Source organism: Pseudobacteroides cellulosolvens ATCC 35603 = DSM 2933 (assembly GCF_001262605.1).
Taxonomy (GTDB): Bacteria; Bacillota; Clostridia; order Acetivibrionales; family DSM-2933; genus Pseudobacteroides; species Pseudobacteroides cellulosolvens.
The window spans coordinates 82,677-103,377 of sequence record NZ_LGTC01000001.1 but is presented as its reverse complement, the minus strand read 5'-3'; the positions used below and the strand labels follow the sequence as shown (position 1 = coordinate 103,377).

The window sequence follows — 20,701 nt, the reverse complement described above, 5'->3', positions numbered from 1 at the left end:
CTGAACCTCTTCAAAATCATTTCTATCTATTATAGCTTCATGTGTATTTTCAGTTATTACCCATCTATGCTGGGCAGCCGTCTAGTCTTCTTGCTCTTAAAACTCACCTTTTCACTTACACCCTGGACAGTGTTACCAATATAAACCCTATTTAAAAGTATCCTCTGAACAGCCACAGCATTCCAGCCTGACTTACCATTTTGTAAACTGCTTTTTGCTGATGGCGGAGAACAGCCTTGCAAATCAAGATACCTTGCAATATATGAATAACCGTAACCTTGCTTGTACATCTCAAATATCTTCTTTACAATTGGAGCCTGGCCTGCATCGACAACTAGCTTGTTTTTAGTGCTGGCCGACTTTTTATAGCCGTATGGAGCATGACCAATATATTCACCCTTGGATATTTTAAATCTCAGATTTGCCCTGATCTTTCGCGATATGTCTCTTGCGTATCGTTCGTTATATGCTATATGAAGGACATATAAAAAAAGCTCCCGATTTGGGAGCTATATATTAAGGGGAGGAAAAGTCAAAAATATTTCCTCATTTATATTATAGTATACCTATATTAATACTACAATATCATATTAAAAAAATAACCCTCAATGAGGGTTGAAAAGGATATACTATGTATATTGATATTACTAATAAACTAATGGCAATATGTATATCGGTTAAAGATGGTATAACTTAACATCAAATTTCCAAACGTTTGGAGATTTCTTCAATTCGAAGACTTTCAATTATCTCTTTGAGAACTGTCCTCGTTGATAACAAGCCATTTCAAAAGCTGTTTGTTAGCTACCTGTTAGCTATGTACATATTGTTATACTACTTAGTAAATAGCTTGGAGTTATCCTCCAAGCTATTTTAATTAATTATAGCAAAAAAAGCAATACCCGTCACCTTATTTTGCTGAAACCAATTTTCCAGTATTATCATAAATTTTAATGATGATTATAACCAAACAAAATAATTGGCTTGGTTATCAAGTGTTGATGTATGATCGCTCTCCAGGATCCCGGCAGCCATCAACTCATCATTGTCCTTTTTAAATTGATGGATCTTTGGTGTTAGCCTCGCTCGAAGAAAGTGTTACAACCAAAATAGAAAACATGGATTATACAATACAAGCTTTCATTGTAAATTCAAACGATGATGACATTATCACATCAAATGGCATAAGCAACATGAAAGAATTATTAAATTATATGATTTGTAATTTGCGACAAGACTTTTCTTACAATTTGAAATTGCTCCTTTACTTTATAAAAAAATTATATGAAGACAAAAAAGATTTGGTTAACATATACAACTTTTTAGAAAGCTTATACAAGGGACAACCAGAAAATACATCAGCTATGTACATCAACACTTACATTGGAATTCTTAATGTTTTGATTTCTTTAGGAGTGGTTTTTAAATCTATTTCTTTATTCTTAGAGATCAACTCTTCACCTACCTTGGACATTCGGCGAAAGGAGTCTATCTCTAATTTTTCAATATCTTTTGGTGTTAATTTAGGCAATGCAAATGTAAATAATCCACATAAGGTGGCTACACCACCAACAATTGTTGAGAATGAATTATAGGTATTTGCATCAAGCCAACCAATCTTGACTAAAATAAAACCAAATATAAAATATAATACCCCTAAGCTTATAATTACTAAAAGTCCATATCTCATAGTGAAATCTCCTTTATTTAGAACCTATATATTTTTATTCAAAATTCAAAGGTATTTGAGTGTAAGATATAAATGCAATTAGTAAGCATAGTACTCCGAATATCCCAGCAGCAAATAAAATGATCCTTGTAATGACATTGTCAATTTTCACTTTTTTTACTATACAAATAATGATATAAATCGCAAAAATAAAAAATTCAATAAAAAGCATTCCTAAAAATTCAAGGATTGGACTTGCTTTTTTATTAGATCTATTAGTAAGTTCAATTGATTTTAAAGTTGGCTGTCCTTCAATAATACCTTGAACTTTAAATTCAACATCGTCTTTTCCCACATAAATAAGCTGAATAACCGCACCGTCATTTTTCTCCATGATTTTGAAATTGAATGGAACATAGCCTTTATCATAATACCTATCATCAAGCTTTAAATCAATAATATCCCTACTCTTTTTCCTAATTGATGCTTCTAAAATCGGAACAGTTGGAACAGTACTTATTTTAAGATTTTCAAGTATATCACCTGGCCTTATTGATAGTTTACCTTTATTCCATATCTCTATTTGAGCAATACTAATATCACCATCTATATTTTTGCCTTTATAGGATACTCTCAGGTCAGATACTTGCCCACTCTTTAGTGCTGATACCTTTAAAGGATAGACTGCATAAGACAGTTCCCTATTACTTATTGATGAATAATAAAAATAAAAGGCTAAAATAAAACCTAGAATTGTACAAATTGAAGTAATAATTCCAACCCAAGGATTCGAGAAGAAATTCTTTATTTTGGATGTTATTTTTTCTTTATTAGCTGTTGGTTGAATATCCATAAATCTCCCTTATTCCTTATTTTATCTAAAATATTAAGGCATGTAAATTCTTCATTCAGGTAAGGAATACCTTGATGTAGTCACAGAAAATTTTGATTCATATTTATCATATTCTTCCTTTGTTATAAATCCCTTTTCATATAGTTCAATTACATCTGCTGCTTTTAAAGACTTACCATCTAATAAATCTTGTCTAACTTTAGATAATCTTTCTTTTTCTACTAATTGCTTTTGCTTTTCAATTTCTGCAACATACTTATCATTGGCTGGAGGATTACAGCTTTTGCATGACCTGTATTCATGTTCTGCAGCTTCTTTCAGGCTATCAATAAATATCAGCTTATCGGCACTAGCCTTTTTAACAAAGGCACAATTATCCCTGTGATATGTGTAAGTACCTCTTATGCCTATAAGCTCGCCAGAATAGTTGTAATACTTGTACAGCCTAAAACCTATTACAGAGCCAATAAGTAATATAACGGTGCTGCCTATAATAAACATTTTCTTCATATAAACACCCCAACAACTGCTATTTAATTGCCTTTTGAAGCATCCTTTTGTTTGTTTAGAGATTTTTTTATAATATCTGTATTTCCTTTAACCATCTTGTCTATCGAATCCAAGGATCTAACAGAAAAATCTTTATAAATAATAAAGAGAGTAACAAAAACCACACCTAAAATTATGGGAAAGAATAAACTCATATAAATTTTAACAAAAGCAAAAAACCCTTCACTTTCCATTTTTAGCGTTTGAGACTTAAATACATCGCTACTTAGGATAAATATAAATGCAACTGATATAAAACCCATCATACCTAAGAACAGGCAATAAATACTATAACCAGTATCTGATGCTTTCTTACCTAAAAATTTTCGGCTTAACAATGATACGATAGCTGCTGCTATTAATGAAGCACATACTCCTGATATCCACTGATTATTAAGAAATTTAGTAACTGAATCCATTTATACCTCCAAACAATATCTATTAAACAAAATACTCTCTACCAGATAGTACATAATCCACCATAATTATATTACACTTATATAGCAGCAGCAATATATATATAAATAAATATTGACAATGTAGTTGCAAAAACAATAGATTTTTCTGTAAAACTTTAATTTGTATCATATAAAGTTTTCATATTTTCAAACGCTTGGAAATTTCAATAATTTCTTATCAACAATTCCTTATAGCTCCGATCCTGATCGTATCGACTAACCAAATTATGAAGTCTCTCGACCTCTTCAATATGATAATTTCTATAAAGCTCCCTTATGTACCCATGATCATTATATGAAAGAATAAACTTGCCTTTTATATTTTCCAGCCTCTGGCCCAACCTTACATGATCTTCATGGGTAAACTGAGCCTGATAATATTTTTCAGTGCCATAGTAAGGTGGATCGCAATAGATCAGTGCATCAGGACGGTCATATACTGTTATAAGGTCCTCAAAATCCTTGTTTTCCACAACAACCTTGGAAAGCCGCTTTGATATGCTGTTAAGATATTGAGCCATTACCTGGATATCCTTTTTAACGCATCCATAGTTCCTGCCGTTTGAGCCATAAGAAATTCTTAAAACTATGAAGAACCTTGCAGCTCTCTGTATATCTGTTAAACCTCTTGTATTGTACTGAGCTTTGAAATCCTCAAATAGCTCCCTGGAATTAAGCATAAAGGAAAGCTCCCTCTGCAGCTCCTCACAATGAAATTTAACGCACCGGAATAAATTAACCAGGTCGCTGTTATAATCATTATAAATCTCTATTTCTGCATGTCTATCCTTATGAAATAGTACCCATGCAGCACCACCGAATACTTCAATGTATCGTCCAAAGTGTGCTGGCATTCTGTCGCAAATAGTTTTCTTAAGATAGTTCTTACCACCTATCCAACTAATAAAGCTTTTCATAATTAGTATCCCCCTATGTTTTAAATTAAAATTAGAAGCAGGGTTTCCCCTGCTATTGTTATTTTGTCTTTTTTACATAATACTCTATTTTATTATCAAGCCATGCGTCCAAGTCCCCATATAACTTAGCTAACTCATTTCTTGCTGCATAACCCATTATATTAACAGCCAATTGTTTAGCTTGAGTAAATACCTCTTCCTTGGCTGCCTGGTCAAACTCACCGTTTTTCTTTAGCGTATCAACCACCGTTTGGCCCACAGAAACAACCGCTGTTTCCACTGCATCCTCTGCGATAACTATGTACTTATCAAACTTATCATTACCTATTTTGTTTTCCAGTGCCTTCCCTGCAAGCTTAATTCCTTTAACCAGTGCCGGCACGATTACGGCTGTAATAATGAGGCTCACAACCTCAGGCGTTAAAAATTGATTCATGATTATTTACCATCCTTTCTTAATCTGTTTACAAGTGCTATAACAAAGCCTTCGGTGGCTTGGTTATCAAGTGTTAATGTGTGATCGCTCTTCAGGATCCCGGCAGCCATCAACTCATCATTGTCCTTTTTGAATTGATGGATCTTTGGTGGTTGTTGTAGTTGCAGAGTTGCTGGCTTTGGTTTTTCTTCCGGAATTTGCAGATAAGTAAGGAGTCCTTCGCCTATCTTCTGGGCCAACTTCGGAATGAATTCAGGTTGTTTCAAAAATGCCACATCATATGCGTTATCCAAGAAGAGACTTTCGATAATAACTGTTTGAGCCGATCCGGTTGCCCTGTGCATGCAATAATAATCCTGGCCTTTGTTAACACTAGATTCCTTGCTAAATACTCTCCTGAAAGGCAAACCCAAGGAACAAATCTTTTCTACAATACAAGTAGCTAATTTTGCATCGGAATGGATTGAGTATATAACCTCTGCCCCTCTAGCCTGACCGTTATAGGCATTAAGATGAACACAAGGGCATATCGTTTTTCCGGAAAACTCTGCAGCCTTTTTTGCTACCCAAGCAGCTCTCCGGGACAGATCAAAGTATTCATCTTTTGTCCTGGTCATTAGAACCCCAGAAAAATAGCCTCGAAGCACTCTTGCAAGCTCAAGGCTAATTTCTAAATTCAGGTCCTTTTCTTTGTATCCATTGGCCACAGCTCCAGTTTCGGTCCCACCATGTCCTGGATCGATAATTATTTGGATGTCGTTTCGCAAGTTAATCGTCCTCCCTTCATATTATCTAAACATTCCTTTTTGCAGAGCATAAAAAAAGAGACCTATCAAGCCTCCTGCTAATGGTGCTACTACAAAGCCAATCAGCCATTTTAGGGTTGTTACCAAGTCACTAATTTTAGTACATAAGTTATTGATACTTGCAGTATTTGCTGCATCTGACCTATCAAGCCTATCTATTTTGTTTTCATGCTCTCCCAACCATGCTTCATGGTGCTTCAATTGTTCGTCAACTCTCTTGTGTTTTTCATTACATACTTCATTCCCTGGTGGCATTGTACTCAGTCCTTTCTTATTCAGTTGATTGAGTATTACAACCGGCTCCCCTTATAACTAAATCAGTTCAAAACATTCAATTGCTATCCAAGAAGATAAAATACCATTTTGCATAATAACAGCATTTTCTCCTGCATTTAACCCATAAACATATAATCTTAATTTATCGCCCTGATGCAGTTCAACGCTGGATTGTAAGCGAAGCGGCATAACTATCTTGTGAATATAAGTATATGATTGATCAAAGGGTGTTTCTAGTTCATTGTCTGGATAATTAGAATAAAAGAACTCTGCTTGTAAACCACCTCCAATAGTCAACCCATGAAAGGTCAAGAAAACCGTAATCATATACTTACCGGATACTTTGCATTCAAGTTCATCTGGTATTGATGCATTAAACATCCCATGAGTGTCATAAGACATTCTATGAGTTCCATAATCTGCAGAATTTGCATGCCCCCATACTACTTTCTTTCCTGAAAAATTTAATACTGGTATGTCTTGCGGAACCACTAGTTTTGCGTTTGGCCTACTATGTATTTCATGTATGCCTTGCTCAATTTTATTTAGATTTGTTGCATTAATGGATGGTGTGCCTCCATTTGTCCAAATCGTTTTTTCATAAGCCATTTACATTACCCCCTTTGGATTTTATCAACCCTTTTGAATGTTAATTCTTCGCTGCTACTCTTTACTTTATGCCATAATATCCGGCTTAAAAGGTTTCCCGTATCTGCAGAGGATGTTGCAGTACTTCCGCAAAATATCCCTATTTCCTCTATGGTCGCAACAGCCTCACTGTCAAGTATCTGAAATTCCGTTGTGATTTCGCCGGTATTAGTCCGTGTTGGGGCTGCTACAGGCTGAACCCTAAATATTTCTGAACCTAATTTTGTATCAGTATCAGTAATTGGAGCCGAACTGGTCCCAACAGCCATATACTTAATTTCATAATTTGGTGTAATACCAAGTAAGCAATCAGCAAAAGCATTAAGTGCTGCATTCATGATTCTATTTTTTATTTTCTCTTCTGTAATAGCACCAGTTATTTTGTTTTTAGTTGTTATATACCAAGTACCATCCCATCCTACTTTATCAATCATTAATAATCACCTCACTAACTGCGGTATTTGGATATAAGTTCTCGGAAGGATATAAACTTTCGGAAGGATACAGAGCAGAAAAAACTTTTATATTGGTCTGCCCTGCAAACGAACTGATTTCTGACTGGTTTTGCAGTAATATAATAACTTCATTTTCTGCAATAACAAACTCTTTGTCAGTTTTAAGCAGTCCTTTAAAAAATTCTTCCCATCCCCCAACTGCTGCCCCGTCCAAAGCATGTACGGAGTAAATAACCTCTTCTGGACCGTCAGGCCTAATTGTTATTGACTCAATTAAAAAATCCGAGTTGATACCATATAAAGGCTTTTGTACTGTAAGTAATTGGCCAACTTGCAAGCCTGGAACGTTAGTATTGAAGTCAATTGTGTCTTTTATTTCACCGTATTTTTCAAGTAGAGCCTGAGCGTACTGTATGGCTTGATCTGTATCATTAATACTGGTTTCCTTTATGATGTTTTCGTAGATACCTGAGCTGCTTTCAATCATTTTTCTATTATTAATTTCGCTAGGGTTATCTATTTTGACAAACAGATCACGCAGCCCTTTGTATGTTATTCTTACAGCATCATTAGGAGTTAAAACAGCCTCGGTTGAGTCTTGAGTTATTGTGTTGCTGTTATATGCAAAATACCACTTTTTATTCTTGTCTATTCCGTTTACTCCTATATATGCTGGGTTAATAGCAGTCCATCCAGTTCCGTTCAAATTAATTTCTATAACAGGTTTTTCTGCTAAAGGATACCGCAAAATAAAATTTCTAGAATCACCATCAGGCTTCGGTGATGGAGTTTCATTTGTTTGGGTAGCTGTTTTACATTTCCCACCTCGGATATATTGAGTATTTCTGTATTTAGTCATGTCTGATTTTTGTTTGAAGTTACTGTGTTGTACCGAATCGAACAATATCCATGGTGATTTGTTGGTACTTCTTTCGTAAAAGTTTAAGCTAATTGCATCTTCCTGGATGATATTCCAATTAAACTGGGTGATATCCTTAAGATAATCCAGTGCCTCGGAACATTTTATATAGTTAAATACAGCTTTTTTAATTATAGGGCCATCCTGTACATTTCCAGCAATTACCCCATCTGCAGATAGCACAGGCAAAATAATATTTCTAACAATGTCACCTGCTGTCATGTTTTCAGCAACAGCTGCGATTAGCCGCTTATCTGCAATACTGGAATCATCTACAGCAGAAACATTATAAAATACTCTTCCAGGCATAGCCTCATATTTGTCTATAGTAAGTATCTTGCAATATGTTTTATACACCGAGATGCTGTTTTGAGTTATCTCAAAAAACACTGTATCTCCTATATTCACATTGTCAATTGAAATAAGCGTAAAACTTAACGTTGTTCTGGCATTTAACTTATCTGTTATGGTCCAGTTGGGAGTTATCAACCTTGAATCTTCAGTGTAAATTGCACAAGTTCTTCCCATTATTTACACCCCCAGAATTCCCATCCGCTGGGTTATTCTATCCATAAGCCTGTCAAGTCCGTAATCATCTGTAACAATCGGATCGTTAATTGTTATGCTTATACCGCTATTAGCCTTGTCTAAAGGTGTTACTCTGGCACCTCTCGGCAGATCAAGTATTTCAGGTGCTTTTTCCCCTACAAGAACTCTCCCACCTTTTGTAATATTTCCGCCTTCGGCAAGATGGGGTATCTCGGCAAGGTTTATTCCAAAATCTTTCCCTCCTACACCGGGTATCCAATCAGGTATTGATACGTGTATTTTGTTTAAGCCTCTAATCATGCTGTTTACAACATCAATAATTATATTTACAGCACCTTTTAGAATACCTTTTATACCGTCCCAAACACCGCTAAATATTTGTTTGACACCGTCCCAAGCCCTTCTCCAATCACCCGTAAAAACACCAGCCACAAAATCAGTTACACCTTTTAATGCTTTGAGCACCCCTGAAATAACATCCCCTATAACTTTTACGGATGAAGAAACAATATCACGGATAAGCGGCCATGCGATTTGAAATGCCTTAACAATGTTATCAATGACTGGCTTGATTATATCCCAAAGGCCTTTCATAATCTGCCCCACCTGTGGAATCCATTCTTTGAATTTTTGGGCGAATAACGGAACAATGCTGGTAGCAACAAAATTGAATATTTCAATTAAAGGCGGCATGATAGTATTTGTTATAAAGCTTAATGCCTCTGATAAAAATGGCATCGTATTATTAGATATGTTATCAAATGCCGTTTGTAACAATGGGATAACCACAATTGATACCTTATCCATAACAGAGCTTATTACATTAAACGCTTTTTCAACCGCTCCTTGAATGGCTGGCATATTTGAGCTAATCCAGCCTGAGAAAACACCCAAAATAGGAAGTATTTTTTCGCCTAATGGTATTAATATTCCTACTTCGAAATTTCTCCCTAATCCGGCTAAAGCCTCGCCAAACGTGTCATACTTTACGGTGTTTATATCTTCAAGAGCTGACTTGGAGAGACTTACTTGGCTTCCGATATTAGCAAATGCAAGCACGCCTTGCTTTTCCAAATCCTCAAACTGAGTACCGAAAAGACTTACTCCAATTGTATTCTGAGCAACAGGATCCTTGACAGCATCCAAAGCCTGTATAACTTGCTGGAATGACTTTTGTGCTTCCGGACCTCCTTTTGCAAAGCTGGCTGTTAACTTATCAGCATCAAGCCCTAACTGTTCAAATGCTGCCTTAGAACTGTCGCTTCCATCCTTCGCCCTGATGTTAAACTCTTTAATTGCATCCCCTACTTTGTCAATTGAAAATGCTCCATTCTTGGCACCATCAACAAGCACATTTGCAAACTGTTCTGCAGAAAAACCAAGGCTTTTGAACTGTACTGAATATTCATTGAAAGTATCCAGGAGGTCATCATTTTTGTTTGCACCGTTTTGAGTAGCCTGAGCTATTAAGTTCATTGCTTCCTCTCCGGTAACTCCAAAATTCTTCATTAAGGAATTTGCTGCCCTAGTTGACTCATTAACCTCGTATTCAAATGTATCTCTAAGCATTAAAGCATTTTGAGTTAATTTCTCAAGTTGCACTCCTGTTTGTCCAGTTTGCTGTTTAACAGTTGAAATGGATCTTGCAATATCATCGAAGGATTCCCCAAAGTTATTATTATAAATATTGAGCATGTTGCCTTTAAGGTTATCCATTTCTTCATCGGCAGCCCCTGTAGATGCCTGCACACTATTTAAGGCTTTTCGCAATTCTTCGGATGCACTAACACCCTTAATTGCAAACCCTGCTACGGCAGCTGCACCTGCAGCAGCAAAACCAAGTGCGACTTTACCAGCCTTTTCTACCAATCCTCCAAGTGTTGAACCAACTCCGGAAGCCTTTTTGTCTACTTCATCAAGTTGCTGGTTCGCCTGATTTGATTGTATAAAAATAGATCCAAACAGCCTAAAAAGCTCCATTAATTATCACCAACCTTTCCCCAGCTCCTTCCGGATTTCTTTGGCTTCCTGCAATATTTCCTCTGCAGATCTTTTTATAAGCTCCTGAGGCTCTCTTGCTTTTTTAAAAAAACTAGAAAACGGGATAAAGGTTTTGCTTGTCATATGTGGAAACTTAGTTAACCACATCTGCCAGGCCTTTTCCTCTTCCCGTTTCTCTTCTGCTTTATTGATTATTTTAATACCATCAACCCAATAAAGCTGCATAATAAAATCTATATTGTTGTACCGGCTCAGTAACAAATCTAGTGTTTCTACTTCATCAACTGACCGGCTTTCTTGAAAAAATTTGCGATGCCAGGAATGCTCTTGAATTTTTGAATAATCTCAAAACTATTATCAATTGGCAGCTCGCCAAATTCAGGTCCAGTCATTCCAACAAGATCCCCAAGAAACTCATTGACTTCATCCTGGGCCAAATGAATATTTTCAATGGCCGACATAACTAGTTCAGCCCCTAATTGCTCCTGGGATTTTCCCTTTGTATCAAGCTTTAAACCCATTTTCTTGAGGATCTTTGACATTTTAAATAAATCATTTGTCTTTAGCTGTCTGATTTCCATCTATATCCCTCCATTATATGACTGTCATAGTAACTGCAACGGATTCAGCACTATCAACATCCACAGCTCCTTGATACAGTTTATAACCGCCTTTTGTTACACTAAATGGTTTATTAGTGCCAACAGAAACACCAGCAAAAGTCGCAACCCCTGAGGCATTAGTGGTTAATGTCCGGTTATTAAATGTAACTGAGGCCCCGGAAATAGCTGCAGAGCCGTTTGATGTTACTGTAAATGTAACTGTATAAGTGGTGCCTTTAGCGAATTCAACTTTCCAAGGTTCTGTTGTCCTGGCTGCAGGATCATAAGTTCCTGTGTAATTAAGCTCTGATATAACCTCTTCTTTATCAACCAATTCCCAGTTGATGTTTTCAAGGTTTATTGCATCCTTGACTTCTATATACACCTGTTTACCTTCAAGATTCCGGCCAGTAAATGAAACTGTATTATAATCTGTAGCAGATACATCTGCAGCAGCTGTTAATACATCCTTTGCAGTATCTGATGTATTCAGGTTCATGGCAGGATAAAACTTCGGCAAGTTTGCCGGTAATAATTCAAGAGCTTTCAAGGCCAGTTTTGCTACTGATTTTGTTTTTCTTATTCTTCCTTTTACAGGTCCGTAGTCTCCATCGGCTTCAATCGGGCGGTATTCTCTTTCAATAACAAAGGATCCCCCACCTCTAACGAGAGCTATATCAACACCACCTATAGAAAATACGCCTTCACCAAGTAAAATATCTCCTTGTGCCATATATCTCACACTCCTTTATAGTATGTTCTTACTCTGTACCGCAGCTGTCTGCGGTTGATTCTCGGGTCATCGTCAATGACTTCTCCCCTGGTTTCCCGGTAGAAAGTCGCTGTTAACCCGTTTGAAACTATAGTTTTTATATTTAGTCCGGTTGGATTAAGTGCGTCCCCATCACCATCAATACTATCTGTTAATGTTTCCAGTGATGTTGTGTCCTCTTTATCATCCCAAATGTCTATTTCAAGGGTGAAATCCTCGCTGGGGTAGGTATTGGAGCTTGATGGCAGATTAAAAGTTATATACGGAAATGTTGCTGTCGCAGGTGCTTTTTCTTTGTAGACTCTAGGATGTTTTGTAAGCAGATATGACCGAATTGCCTTAGAAAATTCTATAGTATTCATTCTTTATTCAACTCCCTCAGTGCCTCTTCTATCATACTCTGGATAACCCCTATATTCGCCTCAACAGTTTTCATGAAAAACGGGTGTGCTCTGTGTGTTGATGTTCCTAATTCAATCATAGCCGCATAAAAAGCCTTGAGGCCTATCTGAAGATCACCTTCTTTTTTGCGGTACCAATACCCAACTGATTTCCTTAACCGTCCTGGCTTAATCTCAATAGTACTACCACTTTTAAGTTTAATTTTTCGCTTGATGCCTCGTGGTGTATTGGCCCTTATTTCTTTTGTAAGAAATTTGCCTATCTCCTTGAGAGCATTTTCAGGCTTTTCTTTTATCTTTTGTTTTACAAGTTCCACCCTGGATTCATATGATATTTGTTGTCGTGCCATTATTCCATCACCCCACTGCAAACAAGCTCCATATCTTCAAAATCACTAATATCTTTGTTTTTATCGGGAACAAATGTCCTTATTATACGGTACCTTGCATTCTCAAATTCGGCCTCTTTTTGACCTGTATATTCATATTTGTTAATAATAAATACAATTTCAGGTTTTAGGTCATTGGCTGCTGCTGCATAATGTTCAGACCGTGTGACTGATCTAATCCCACACAGCACCGGTGTGCGAACCTCAGTAGTTATTACATTACCTATGTCATTAACCGTTGATGCCGAATTATCAATCAATACCAGCTCATAATCCTTTGTCATCCTTCCACCGCCACTTCTTTGTGAAGTATTAAATTGTGTAAGCGGAATTGTAAGTGTCTTGGCATACCGATTTCAGAATCCCTGCTTTGGTACCTCCAAGTGACATAGTCCACAAGGAACATAAGATGACTGCTGTTTGCACTGTCAAGGGTAAGCCCTTTTTCATCTTCAAGCTCTTTTACTACTCCGTTAATGATTGCTGTCAAGTAGGTGTCTCGGACTATTGATCTGATTCCCAGGCGTTCCTTTACAAGTGACAAAACTAAATTATTGTCCATAGATACACACCAACCTTTCTGATAAATAAAAGAGACTACCTTGGAAGATAGTCTCTATCGTTAAATTTTCCTTATGTGAACTAATTACCAGCCGTCTTTTTCGTGTTATGATACCACAATCATTTTCTGTTATCACCTCCTACAAATTAAACCCAACAGATTGATTAATTCTTCCAGGAATAGTTTTTTTGCTTACAAATATAGCAATATAACAAATTGCTCCAACAATCATAATAGCTATTACATGGTATAATGGTTCTATGTTACGTATAAAACTCACTTTCCCCAAAACTTTAAGTATAGGTATTAATACAAACATATGTGTAAAATATATCCCAAACGAAAATTCTCCAATACTCGTTAGTATCGTTTTGGATCTAAACCTATCTTTTAATGTAAAAAATGCAATTATTATTGCTATTGAGTACAAAAATGAACTTAATTTTATTGTACTAAACGCAAAATATTTTAATACTAAACTTTCAATCATCGATAATGCAAAAGTTGCAATTAAAAATATACAAACAAAAGCATTATTAAAACTATTCTTTTTATTGAACCATATACCTAATACAAAAAAGAATATCCACATAGTACAAGGCAATGCATAGCGTATCGATTGAAATTCATAACCGTTATAATGCATAATGTACAGAACACTTATCGACATTAAATTTATAGTTAATGCTAACCATAAAGACATTTTTTTAAGTAATGGTAATAATATGTATAATTGCATAATAACTATTATAAAGTAAAACGGCCCCATACCTTCTGCAAATACAAATATTTTTATTATGTCTACTAGATTAAAGCTTTCACCCATTAGCATTTTAAATGCAATTGCGATAATAGACCATATAATATACGGCACTAATATTTTACTCAATCTTTTTTTTATAAACTCAAAGTATTGATTTGTTGTCTCTATTTCTTTTTTGCCCATCCAGTATCCTGATATAAATACAAATACTGGAACCGCAAAAGCTATTAATTGCCTTACTGTCAATCCATAATAACCATTAATATTACCACTACTGATTACATGTATAGCAATTACACAAAGTATTGCTATACCTCGCAAATTTTCAAAAAACAAATCCCTGTCCACACAACCACTCCCTTAAAATGTTATTTTTAACTATAATAACATTTTAATCCAAATAAGTATACATATACTACACAGCTTTAGTAAGGCTTTGTGTATAAGTATGGAAATACACCATAATAATTCCATACCCCTAACCTAACATCACCTTACCTCGCATTTATGAAAGGGTTACTGTTTTCCAAACTCCACCAATCCGGAATTTTAAACCAGTTCCATCAAACGCTAAGACTCCGTCTTTGATAGGTATATCATTTCCGCTAGCATCCTTACCAGGCATTTTTGTTGGTAGAGCACCTGGCCTCATGTATAAAGGCACATTTGCCCTTGCCATATCTTTGTGAAATTCCCACGCTTGGTTATCTCCATCTGATCCAACCATTAACCAACCATAAGTACCATTGATTATGTCAAAATCTTGAATTGCTGATCTGTAAAGGTTATCTTCATTAGAATTATTCACAACCAATAACGTTATTCTGTGTGTCCTGTCTTTCGCAAAACCCTCAAAAACATGACCACCATTATTATAATTAGCTTTATTCCAACGACTTAACGGACTGCAATGGGCCATATAAACACCTTCAATATACACACTGCCAAAATGTTTATTTAACACATTGGTAATAGCCGGCAAAAACCCTTTGCTAAAAATATCGTCTGACCATTGCAAATGTGTTGGGTCAATTGTAGTCTCCTTTTTAAATACATTTACTACTGGTATTGTTGGCGTATTTACTGTGTCTGAAAAATATTTATTTGGATACTGTGCAAGTAAAGCATCAAGATTATAACGATATTCGTTATCCGCACCAAATGCATCCGTTAAATCAATGCACATCATATTGTTGGTTCTAATTTCAACGCCTGCACCGGAGTTACTAAAATCATACTGCATGCTTACCCTAATTTTCCCAGCATTCCAAGTAGAAGGAATTGTAAAATATCCTCCAAGCTTGTATGTTGTGCCTTGTACTGGGTTATTTACATAATATAATTTTGTAGTTCCAGCAAAAGCATCATTCCATAGGTATAGTGTAATTTTTGTGCAATTTGGTCCATTGACAGTGGCTTCTCCACTTATATAAAGTACATGTGGGGAAACTGGTGATTTTGTAGTAACCTGTATAACTTTAGCTGGCGAAGCACTAACTGTCCCAACAAAACCATTATTAGCATTTCCTGCACAACCTGAAAATGTCCATCCCGTAGTGTCACTAGCAAAATTGCCGTTACTAACTAAATTTGTTAGTGCTACACTAGATATTTGCTGTATTAAATTAGTTTGCAAGTTCTTCGTATCAGCCTTTTGCAAATCAATTTCTTTTTTATTTTTGCTCGTTTTTCTGCGAGCCAGTGTATCATGCATCTTGTGTTCCTCCTTTCATGTATAGGAAGTTATTAGCCTGCATTTGCTGTATCAGCTGCAAATGTAACCGCCGTTGTAGGTGCTGCATTATCAATGTTGATAATCACAAATCCTTCGCCTTTTGCGGGAGCTCCGTCATATCTTGCAGTACCTTTGAATACTGTTTGATCCTCGATGAACTTCACATGTTCAGATACGGCCAATTGTGACCCTTCCCTTTCTGCCAGCAAGTATAGAGACCCAAAACCTCCGATTATATCCCCATCAGGTATGAAATCAAGTTCTACAATTTCTCCGCCTTCTATTGGCATTGTACCATTTACTCCTGCCACAATAGCCCCAGCAGCATTGATTGTAAGTGCATTTGAAAGTATCTTCATTCTTGTTTTTCTATTCATGCACCAGAAACTTTTGCCATCGCTGTAATTTGGTTTTGCAACACCAAGCTTAAGAAGCAAAGCTGCGAAGAATTCCTCTGCAACCAAATCTGTTGTATCAATCTTAATCAAGTTAGTTAAGTGTAGATCTACCCAATCAGGTGCATCAGCATCCCAATCCGCTGGTTTGGCAGTCTGTGCTAATCTTTTTGCAATACCTAAAGGCATTTTTGTGCCGGTACCATATAATATTGCCTTATCTACTGCTAAACCAATGGCCTGACCAAGGGCATCCATGATTTCACTGGCAAGATTTAAGTCACTATCCTCAAGAGTTGAATTTGGAATCGGAATATATCCACCAACTTTATAACCGTCAACTTCAATCTGGCTGAAATCAAGGGCTAATTCATTGAGTTTTCCAATAGCCTCAGTCCATATACCCTCAGGAATTGTTCCGGCTACATTCTGACGAGCCTTACCTTTAACTGGTTTAAGTCTTACTTTTGTTATCAATTTGCTATACCTGTGAAGGTTATCTCTTAACAGGTCCAGCATTACTATAGGGATTGTAAGCTCAGCTCCTGTTACTGCTCTTTTCTGTCCCCTTAAATCCCTGGTACGCTGTAAAAAGTCTTTTACATCATCCTGAGTGACAACGCTTCTAAGGTTTTCGCCAAAAATATTTCTATTTCTCATATACTTTTCACTGTCCTTTCTTTGCTCATCGTTTTTGTAGTCCTGCCTTTTATTTTTGTCTGGATCTGCTGCTCTGCTGTTGACCTCATCGAGTTCTTTTTGGAGGTCCTGGATCTCCTTCTCAAGGTCCTTCTTTGCTTTATCATGCTCGCCCTCCTCTGTCTCAAGAGCTGTCTTATCATTTTCAAACTCTGTTACAGACTGATCAACTACTTCCTGATCCTCTTTAGGAGTTTCATCTGTGATCTCGTTTATTGCAGCTTCCAGTTCTTCCTCTCTCTTTTTCATAGCTGCTTTTCGTGTCTCAAAATCAGCATCTTTGGTCCTGAGTGCATCAAGCTTTTTTCTAAGCTCATTAAGCTTCCTGGTTAATATCAATTGTTTTAACATTCTTTCTTCAACCTCTCTTTCATCCTCTTTTTCCATTCATCAGTCTTTCGTTTTTTAATTGCTTCAAAATCCTGCTTTCTTGCGGAAATTGAAGTGTCCTTGTATGCTGGGAAGGTTACACAACTTACCTCATACAACTTTACTTTTTTAATGGTCCAGTGAACGGATCCATCATCACGGTACTCTGTGTCCTCTTCCAGAATGTCGAACCCAAAAGAGCATTGGTCTACATCCCCTCTTTCCACACGGGCATATAAATTCATCGCATCGGTATCATTTTGATTGAGCCTGATCTTTCCCCATAACCCTCTTGAGTCAACTTTCAATTCAAGGGTACCGGATTTATTACGGCCAAGGACCAATCTTGTTTCATGATCGATCAAGGCCCTTATATCATCGTTCAGTGCACCGTCAAATGCATGAGTGTCAATGCTCTCTGTTGCTCCTGGCCAAAGTTCATATGTGGATCCAAACACGGAAAAATAACCTTCAATATACTTCTCTCCGTTATCCTCAGCTGCCCTAAACTGAGTCGCTTGGCTTCGGGCTTGCCTTACGCCTCTATTCATCATCACCACCTCCCCCATTTAATTTTTTCTGATCCCCCAATCTGTCAGCCGGCAAATAATTTTCTAATGCCAGTAACTTATCCATTTCAGGATCAGGAGACATTCCAATCCAATCACGCCACTCATTACGCCTCATGGCCATCCTATCAACCATAGCGGAGCCGGCAGAAACAATGTCGGGTAAGCTGTATGAGTATAAGCTCCTAGGATTGAATCGCCAGTATAGATCTGGAGCATACAAAAGCTTTCTTGTAAGCTCCTGCTCAATTACCTTGGCTTTCCCCAAAATCTTTGAGCCTATGAAGTTGTTATATTCTTCAGCGTTGAAGTCACCCACACCAACTAAAAAAGGCGGTACTCCGAATATACCGGCAACCGTCCTTTTGTCTATTTCCAAATTTGAGCTTATAGCCAAATCATTAAGTGTAAGAGGCTTAACCTGGTTCACTTGAAACATATCTGCTGGTATAAACCAAGGTCGGCCATTTTCGCTTGCATCAAGGTACTGTTCAGAAAGTTTTTTTCTTCCCTCTTTGCTTGAAAACTCTTCTGTAAGACCGTCAACCTTAACAATTATTGATGGACTGGGACTTTCCATTAGAGCTTGCTTTGTTGTACTTGCCTGCTTCAATCCTTTTACAACATCCTTCAACACTGTTTTATATCCAGTACCTATCCAGGGCTTTTCAGGATCTGGATTGATAGCAAAGTGCAAAACCTCGTCGGGACTGAATGTAACACCACCGTATCTTATTTGATATCCTCCTGGTATATCTTCGAAACAAACCTGTGAAGGTTTTAGTGGTTCAAGGTTTTCTATATAGCCATCTGGAGAATACCTAACATATGTAACTTGATTTCCATTACCCTCAAGCATCATTGTCCATACTATGTTATACATCCAAGCTTTACGTGTCATAAGGTTATTAGGTTCAATGTCAAGCTTTCTGGATAATGCATTTTTAACCCTTATGTCTCCCTCTTTATCCGTATTCTGCATAAGATACAGAGTCATACTGCTAATAAGATCAGCGTATATGTCCACACACATTTTTACTTCAGGGCAATTAGATAACCTCGTATACCCCGAAGTAGTAAGTATGTTGTAAGCATCCATAGTACACAGACCAACAAAATTTCTCTTTTGCGGTGCATCCCTTGTGTTGTTATTAAGCTTTTTGTTTTTACTCATTAATCAAGCCACCCCTTTGCATTTTGACTTCGCTCTAAATCTTCTAACATTCTTACACATGCAAAAACAGCCGCATCAAATACATCTATACGGCTTTTTTCTTCAACCTTTTCATACTGTATCATGTCATCAGTCTTTTCAATCGCCAGGACATTCTGGACACAATACTCAAAAGGCTCAGCACCAAAGTAATACAGCTGTTTGTTTTTGGCTTTTTTCTCAATCCTCCGGAAGCCCTCAGACTTTTTATAAAAGTATTGAGGCTGGTCAACTATCTTAAATCCAGCTGCCTGCATACCGATAAAATATTCACGACAAAACTTTCTATCATGGCCAATCTGCTTTATTTTAAAGCCCTGCTTTTTCAGGTCTTTATACCAGTTAATTATTTCTGCATGGTTAACAGTTGGATAATTACTCATTGTTAACCAGCCATCATCCTTCCAACCGAATAGCGGGATATTATCCTCATCCGCTTTTCTATGAGCTGCAACAATCGGAAACCAGCAGTGAGGCAATATAATATCAATGTCTTTGTAACTGCCATACAAGGATCCGGCTGTTAGATCGTGCAACTTGGACAGGTCGGATCCTCCATAAAATGATATTAACAACTTTCTCACAAACTCAATCTTTTTCTGCAGAGGCCATAATGGATCAATTCCAAGTGCTTTTTCTGCTTCATGGTTGCTTACTTGGAATTCATATAAATCAAAATAAGCTTTAAGTGCTGAAGTATAAACATTGAGAGACTTTGCATAAAAGTCTTTTCTCTGCTGCGGATCATTCTGAGCCTGAAGCGAATCATTAAGTATCTCATTTGGCCTTATTGATACACCATAAGCAGGATTGGCCATTTCATGTACTATAGGATTTGTATAATCAATATCCCCACTCTCATCCGGATCAGCTTCACAGATAAAAATAAAATACTGCTCGTCTTTAACAGTACCATTGAGGACCTTCTTACAATATGTCAAGCGATGATAACAAAAGCTGTTCATATCATCGCCAGCAGTAGTTATACCAATCATCAGTTTATTTGTATATGCTTTCATTGCCTCCTTGAACAAATTGTATTGTTTAGGTTTTTTGAAAGCATGTATCTCATCTGCAATTGCAATATTGCAGTTAAATGAATCCTGGGCATCTGGGTTGGCTGCCAATGCCCTAACAAAAAATAACCCGTCCTCAAACTCAGTGCTTATTGAATGCTCATTGTTATTATCAATAATCCTGAAGCTATCCTCTTCGCCCATCCTTACAATGTTGTATTTTATAAAATTAAAACTTTCCAAGGTCTGAGCTAATGCAGCAGCAGTTATATATATCTTGGATCCGCTTTTCCGGTACAGTAAACCAAGAGCATATGCTAGAGCACCAGCAAAAGAAGTTTTAATATTCTTTCGAGGTATATAAATAAGGGCCTCATGAAATCTTACAATATCAGTGCCTTTATGGTAAAAGCCCACAAGGTTATATACTATAAACTTATGAAACGGTTCCAATAAAAAAGGCGTTCCTCTTAACGGTGTTCCGTCAAGTTTCTCGCCTTGTTGGTGACAAAATGTCTTTTCAATTATTCCAATAACGAACTCAGCATTTTTGGGATTGAATTCATATTCCGGATTTTCTAAGTCCTTCAAAAACCTTTTACAACAAAGAATTTGATTCTTACATGCAACTTTTCTCCCGCTTACAATATCGTTAGCATATTTCATTACAATGTCAAAGT

Annotated in this window: 26 protein-coding genes; all 26 read right to left on the bottom strand. The window is 36.8% G+C overall.

The window, feature by feature from the left end:
- Positions 1–56 precede the first annotated feature (56 nt).
- The 26 genes from Bccel_RS00545 to Bccel_RS00420 all read right to left on the bottom strand — a co-directional run bounded on the left by Bccel_RS00545 (position 57) and on the right by Bccel_RS00420 (position 20,687).
- Entirely contained in the window at positions 57–311 is a 255-nt protein-coding gene (locus Bccel_RS00545) for a recombinase family protein (protein ID WP_276326234.1), read from the bottom strand.
- 1,067 nt (positions 312–1,378) lie between these two features.
- Positions 1,379–1,690, bottom strand: coding sequence for a hypothetical protein (locus tag Bccel_RS00540; protein ID WP_036939460.1), 312 nt, complete (start codon positions 1,688–1,690; stop codon positions 1,379–1,381).
- A 34-nt stretch (positions 1,691–1,724) separates the two neighbouring features.
- Positions 1,725–2,522 (bottom strand): hypothetical protein, encoded by a 798-nt coding sequence (locus Bccel_RS00535; RefSeq protein WP_036939457.1) that lies wholly within the window; start codon positions 2,520–2,522, stop codon positions 1,725–1,727.
- A 51-nt stretch (positions 2,523–2,573) separates the two neighbouring features.
- A complete protein-coding gene (locus Bccel_RS00530; RefSeq protein ID WP_036939455.1) occupies positions 2,574–3,032 on the bottom strand; it encodes an Ada metal-binding domain-containing protein in 459 nt (152 codons plus the stop codon).
- A gap of 23 nt (positions 3,033–3,055) precedes the next feature.
- The gene (locus tag Bccel_RS00525; RefSeq protein WP_036939454.1) at positions 3,056–3,490 is read right to left on the bottom strand and encodes a hypothetical protein; all 435 of its coding nucleotides are present in this window, start codon (positions 3,488–3,490) and stop codon (positions 3,056–3,058) included.
- 203 nt (positions 3,491–3,693) lie between these two features.
- Positions 3,694–4,446, bottom strand: a complete 753-nt coding sequence (locus Bccel_RS00520) for a DNA adenine methylase (protein WP_036939452.1) — start codon at positions 4,444–4,446, stop codon at positions 3,694–3,696.
- Positions 4,447–4,504: 58 nt separating this feature from the next.
- Positions 4,505–4,882, bottom strand: a complete 378-nt coding sequence (locus tag Bccel_RS00515; RefSeq protein ID WP_036939450.1) for a hypothetical protein — start codon at positions 4,880–4,882, stop codon at positions 4,505–4,507.
- Positions 4,883–4,884: 2 nt separating this feature from the next.
- Positions 4,885–5,649 carry an N-acetylmuramoyl-L-alanine amidase gene (locus Bccel_RS00510; protein WP_050752939.1) on the bottom strand — a complete coding sequence of 255 codons (765 nt, stop codon included), beginning with the start codon at positions 5,647–5,649 and terminating at the stop codon, positions 4,885–4,887.
- Positions 5,650–5,670: 21 nt separating this feature from the next.
- Positions 5,671–5,943, bottom strand: a complete 273-nt coding sequence (locus Bccel_RS00505) for a hemolysin XhlA family protein (RefSeq protein WP_036939448.1) — start codon at positions 5,941–5,943, stop codon at positions 5,671–5,673.
- 57 nt (positions 5,944–6,000) lie between these two features.
- Complete coding sequence (locus tag Bccel_RS00500) at positions 6,001–6,573, bottom strand: hypothetical protein (RefSeq protein WP_036939446.1); 573 nt, start codon at positions 6,571–6,573, stop codon at positions 6,001–6,003.
- Positions 6,574–6,578: 5 nt separating this feature from the next.
- Entirely contained in the window at positions 6,579–7,046 is a 468-nt protein-coding gene (locus Bccel_RS00495) for a hypothetical protein (RefSeq protein ID WP_036939444.1), read from the bottom strand.
- Positions 7,039–8,514, bottom strand: a complete 1,476-nt coding sequence (locus tag Bccel_RS00490) for a hypothetical protein (protein ID WP_036939443.1) — start codon at positions 8,512–8,514, stop codon at positions 7,039–7,041. Before Bccel_RS00490 ends, Bccel_RS00495 begins: the two co-directional genes overlap by 8 nt.
- 3 nt (positions 8,515–8,517) lie before the next feature.
- Entirely contained in the window at positions 8,518–10,515 is a 1,998-nt protein-coding gene (locus Bccel_RS00485) for a phage tail tape measure protein (protein ID WP_050752938.1), read from the bottom strand.
- A 6-nt stretch (positions 10,516–10,521) separates the two neighbouring features.
- Entirely contained in the window at positions 10,522–10,761 is a 240-nt protein-coding gene (locus Bccel_RS00480) for a hypothetical protein (protein WP_036939441.1), read from the bottom strand.
- Between the two features lie 47 nt (positions 10,762–10,808).
- The gene (locus Bccel_RS00475; RefSeq protein WP_036939439.1) at positions 10,809–11,117 is read right to left on the bottom strand and encodes a hypothetical protein; all 309 of its coding nucleotides are present in this window, start codon (positions 11,115–11,117) and stop codon (positions 10,809–10,811) included.
- Between the two features lie 13 nt (positions 11,118–11,130).
- Positions 11,131–11,871: a carboxypeptidase-like regulatory domain-containing protein gene (locus Bccel_RS00470; RefSeq protein WP_036939437.1), complete on the bottom strand. Its 741-nt coding sequence runs from the start codon at positions 11,869–11,871 to the stop codon at positions 11,131–11,133.
- Between the two features lie 5 nt (positions 11,872–11,876).
- Positions 11,877–12,272, bottom strand: coding sequence for a tail completion protein gp17 (gene gp17 / locus Bccel_RS00465; protein WP_036939435.1), 396 nt, complete (start codon positions 12,270–12,272; stop codon positions 11,877–11,879).
- Positions 12,269–12,661 carry an HK97-gp10 family putative phage morphogenesis protein gene (locus tag Bccel_RS00460; protein WP_036939432.1) on the bottom strand — a complete coding sequence of 131 codons (393 nt, stop codon included), beginning with the start codon at positions 12,659–12,661 and terminating at the stop codon, positions 12,269–12,271. The genes gp17 and Bccel_RS00460 overlap by 4 nt, the downstream gene beginning before the upstream one ends.
- Complete coding sequence (locus tag Bccel_RS00455) at positions 12,661–12,984, bottom strand: hypothetical protein (RefSeq protein ID WP_036939429.1); 324 nt, start codon at positions 12,982–12,984, stop codon at positions 12,661–12,663. The genes Bccel_RS00460 and Bccel_RS00455 overlap by 1 nt, the downstream gene beginning before the upstream one ends.
- The gene (locus Bccel_RS00450; protein ID WP_036939426.1) at positions 12,981–13,262 is read right to left on the bottom strand and encodes a hypothetical protein; all 282 of its coding nucleotides are present in this window, start codon (positions 13,260–13,262) and stop codon (positions 12,981–12,983) included. Before Bccel_RS00450 ends, Bccel_RS00455 begins: the two co-directional genes overlap by 4 nt.
- A 139-nt stretch (positions 13,263–13,401) precedes the next feature.
- Positions 13,402–14,373, bottom strand: a complete 972-nt coding sequence (locus Bccel_RS00445; RefSeq protein WP_036939423.1) for an acyltransferase — start codon at positions 14,371–14,373, stop codon at positions 13,402–13,404.
- Between the two features lie 157 nt (positions 14,374–14,530).
- A complete protein-coding gene (locus tag Bccel_RS00440) occupies positions 14,531–15,739 on the bottom strand; it encodes a carbohydrate binding domain-containing protein (RefSeq protein ID WP_036939420.1) in 1,209 nt (402 codons plus the stop codon).
- Positions 15,740–15,771: 32 nt separating this feature from the next.
- Positions 15,772–17,241 (bottom strand): phage major capsid protein, encoded by a 1,470-nt coding sequence (locus Bccel_RS00435; RefSeq protein ID WP_242853094.1) that lies wholly within the window; start codon positions 17,239–17,241, stop codon positions 15,772–15,774.
- Positions 17,199–17,777: an HK97 family phage prohead protease gene (locus Bccel_RS00430; RefSeq protein WP_322786998.1), complete on the bottom strand. Its 579-nt coding sequence runs from the start codon at positions 17,775–17,777 to the stop codon at positions 17,199–17,201. Before Bccel_RS00430 ends, Bccel_RS00435 begins: the two co-directional genes overlap by 43 nt.
- Entirely contained in the window at positions 17,767–18,966 is a 1,200-nt protein-coding gene (locus Bccel_RS00425; protein WP_036939414.1) for a phage portal protein, read from the bottom strand. Before Bccel_RS00425 ends, Bccel_RS00430 begins: the two co-directional genes overlap by 11 nt.
- Positions 18,966–20,687: a terminase large subunit gene (locus Bccel_RS00420; RefSeq protein WP_050754021.1), complete on the bottom strand. Its 1,722-nt coding sequence runs from the start codon at positions 20,685–20,687 to the stop codon at positions 18,966–18,968. Before Bccel_RS00420 ends, Bccel_RS00425 begins: the two co-directional genes overlap by 1 nt.
- Positions 20,688–20,701: the final 14 nt, after the last annotated feature.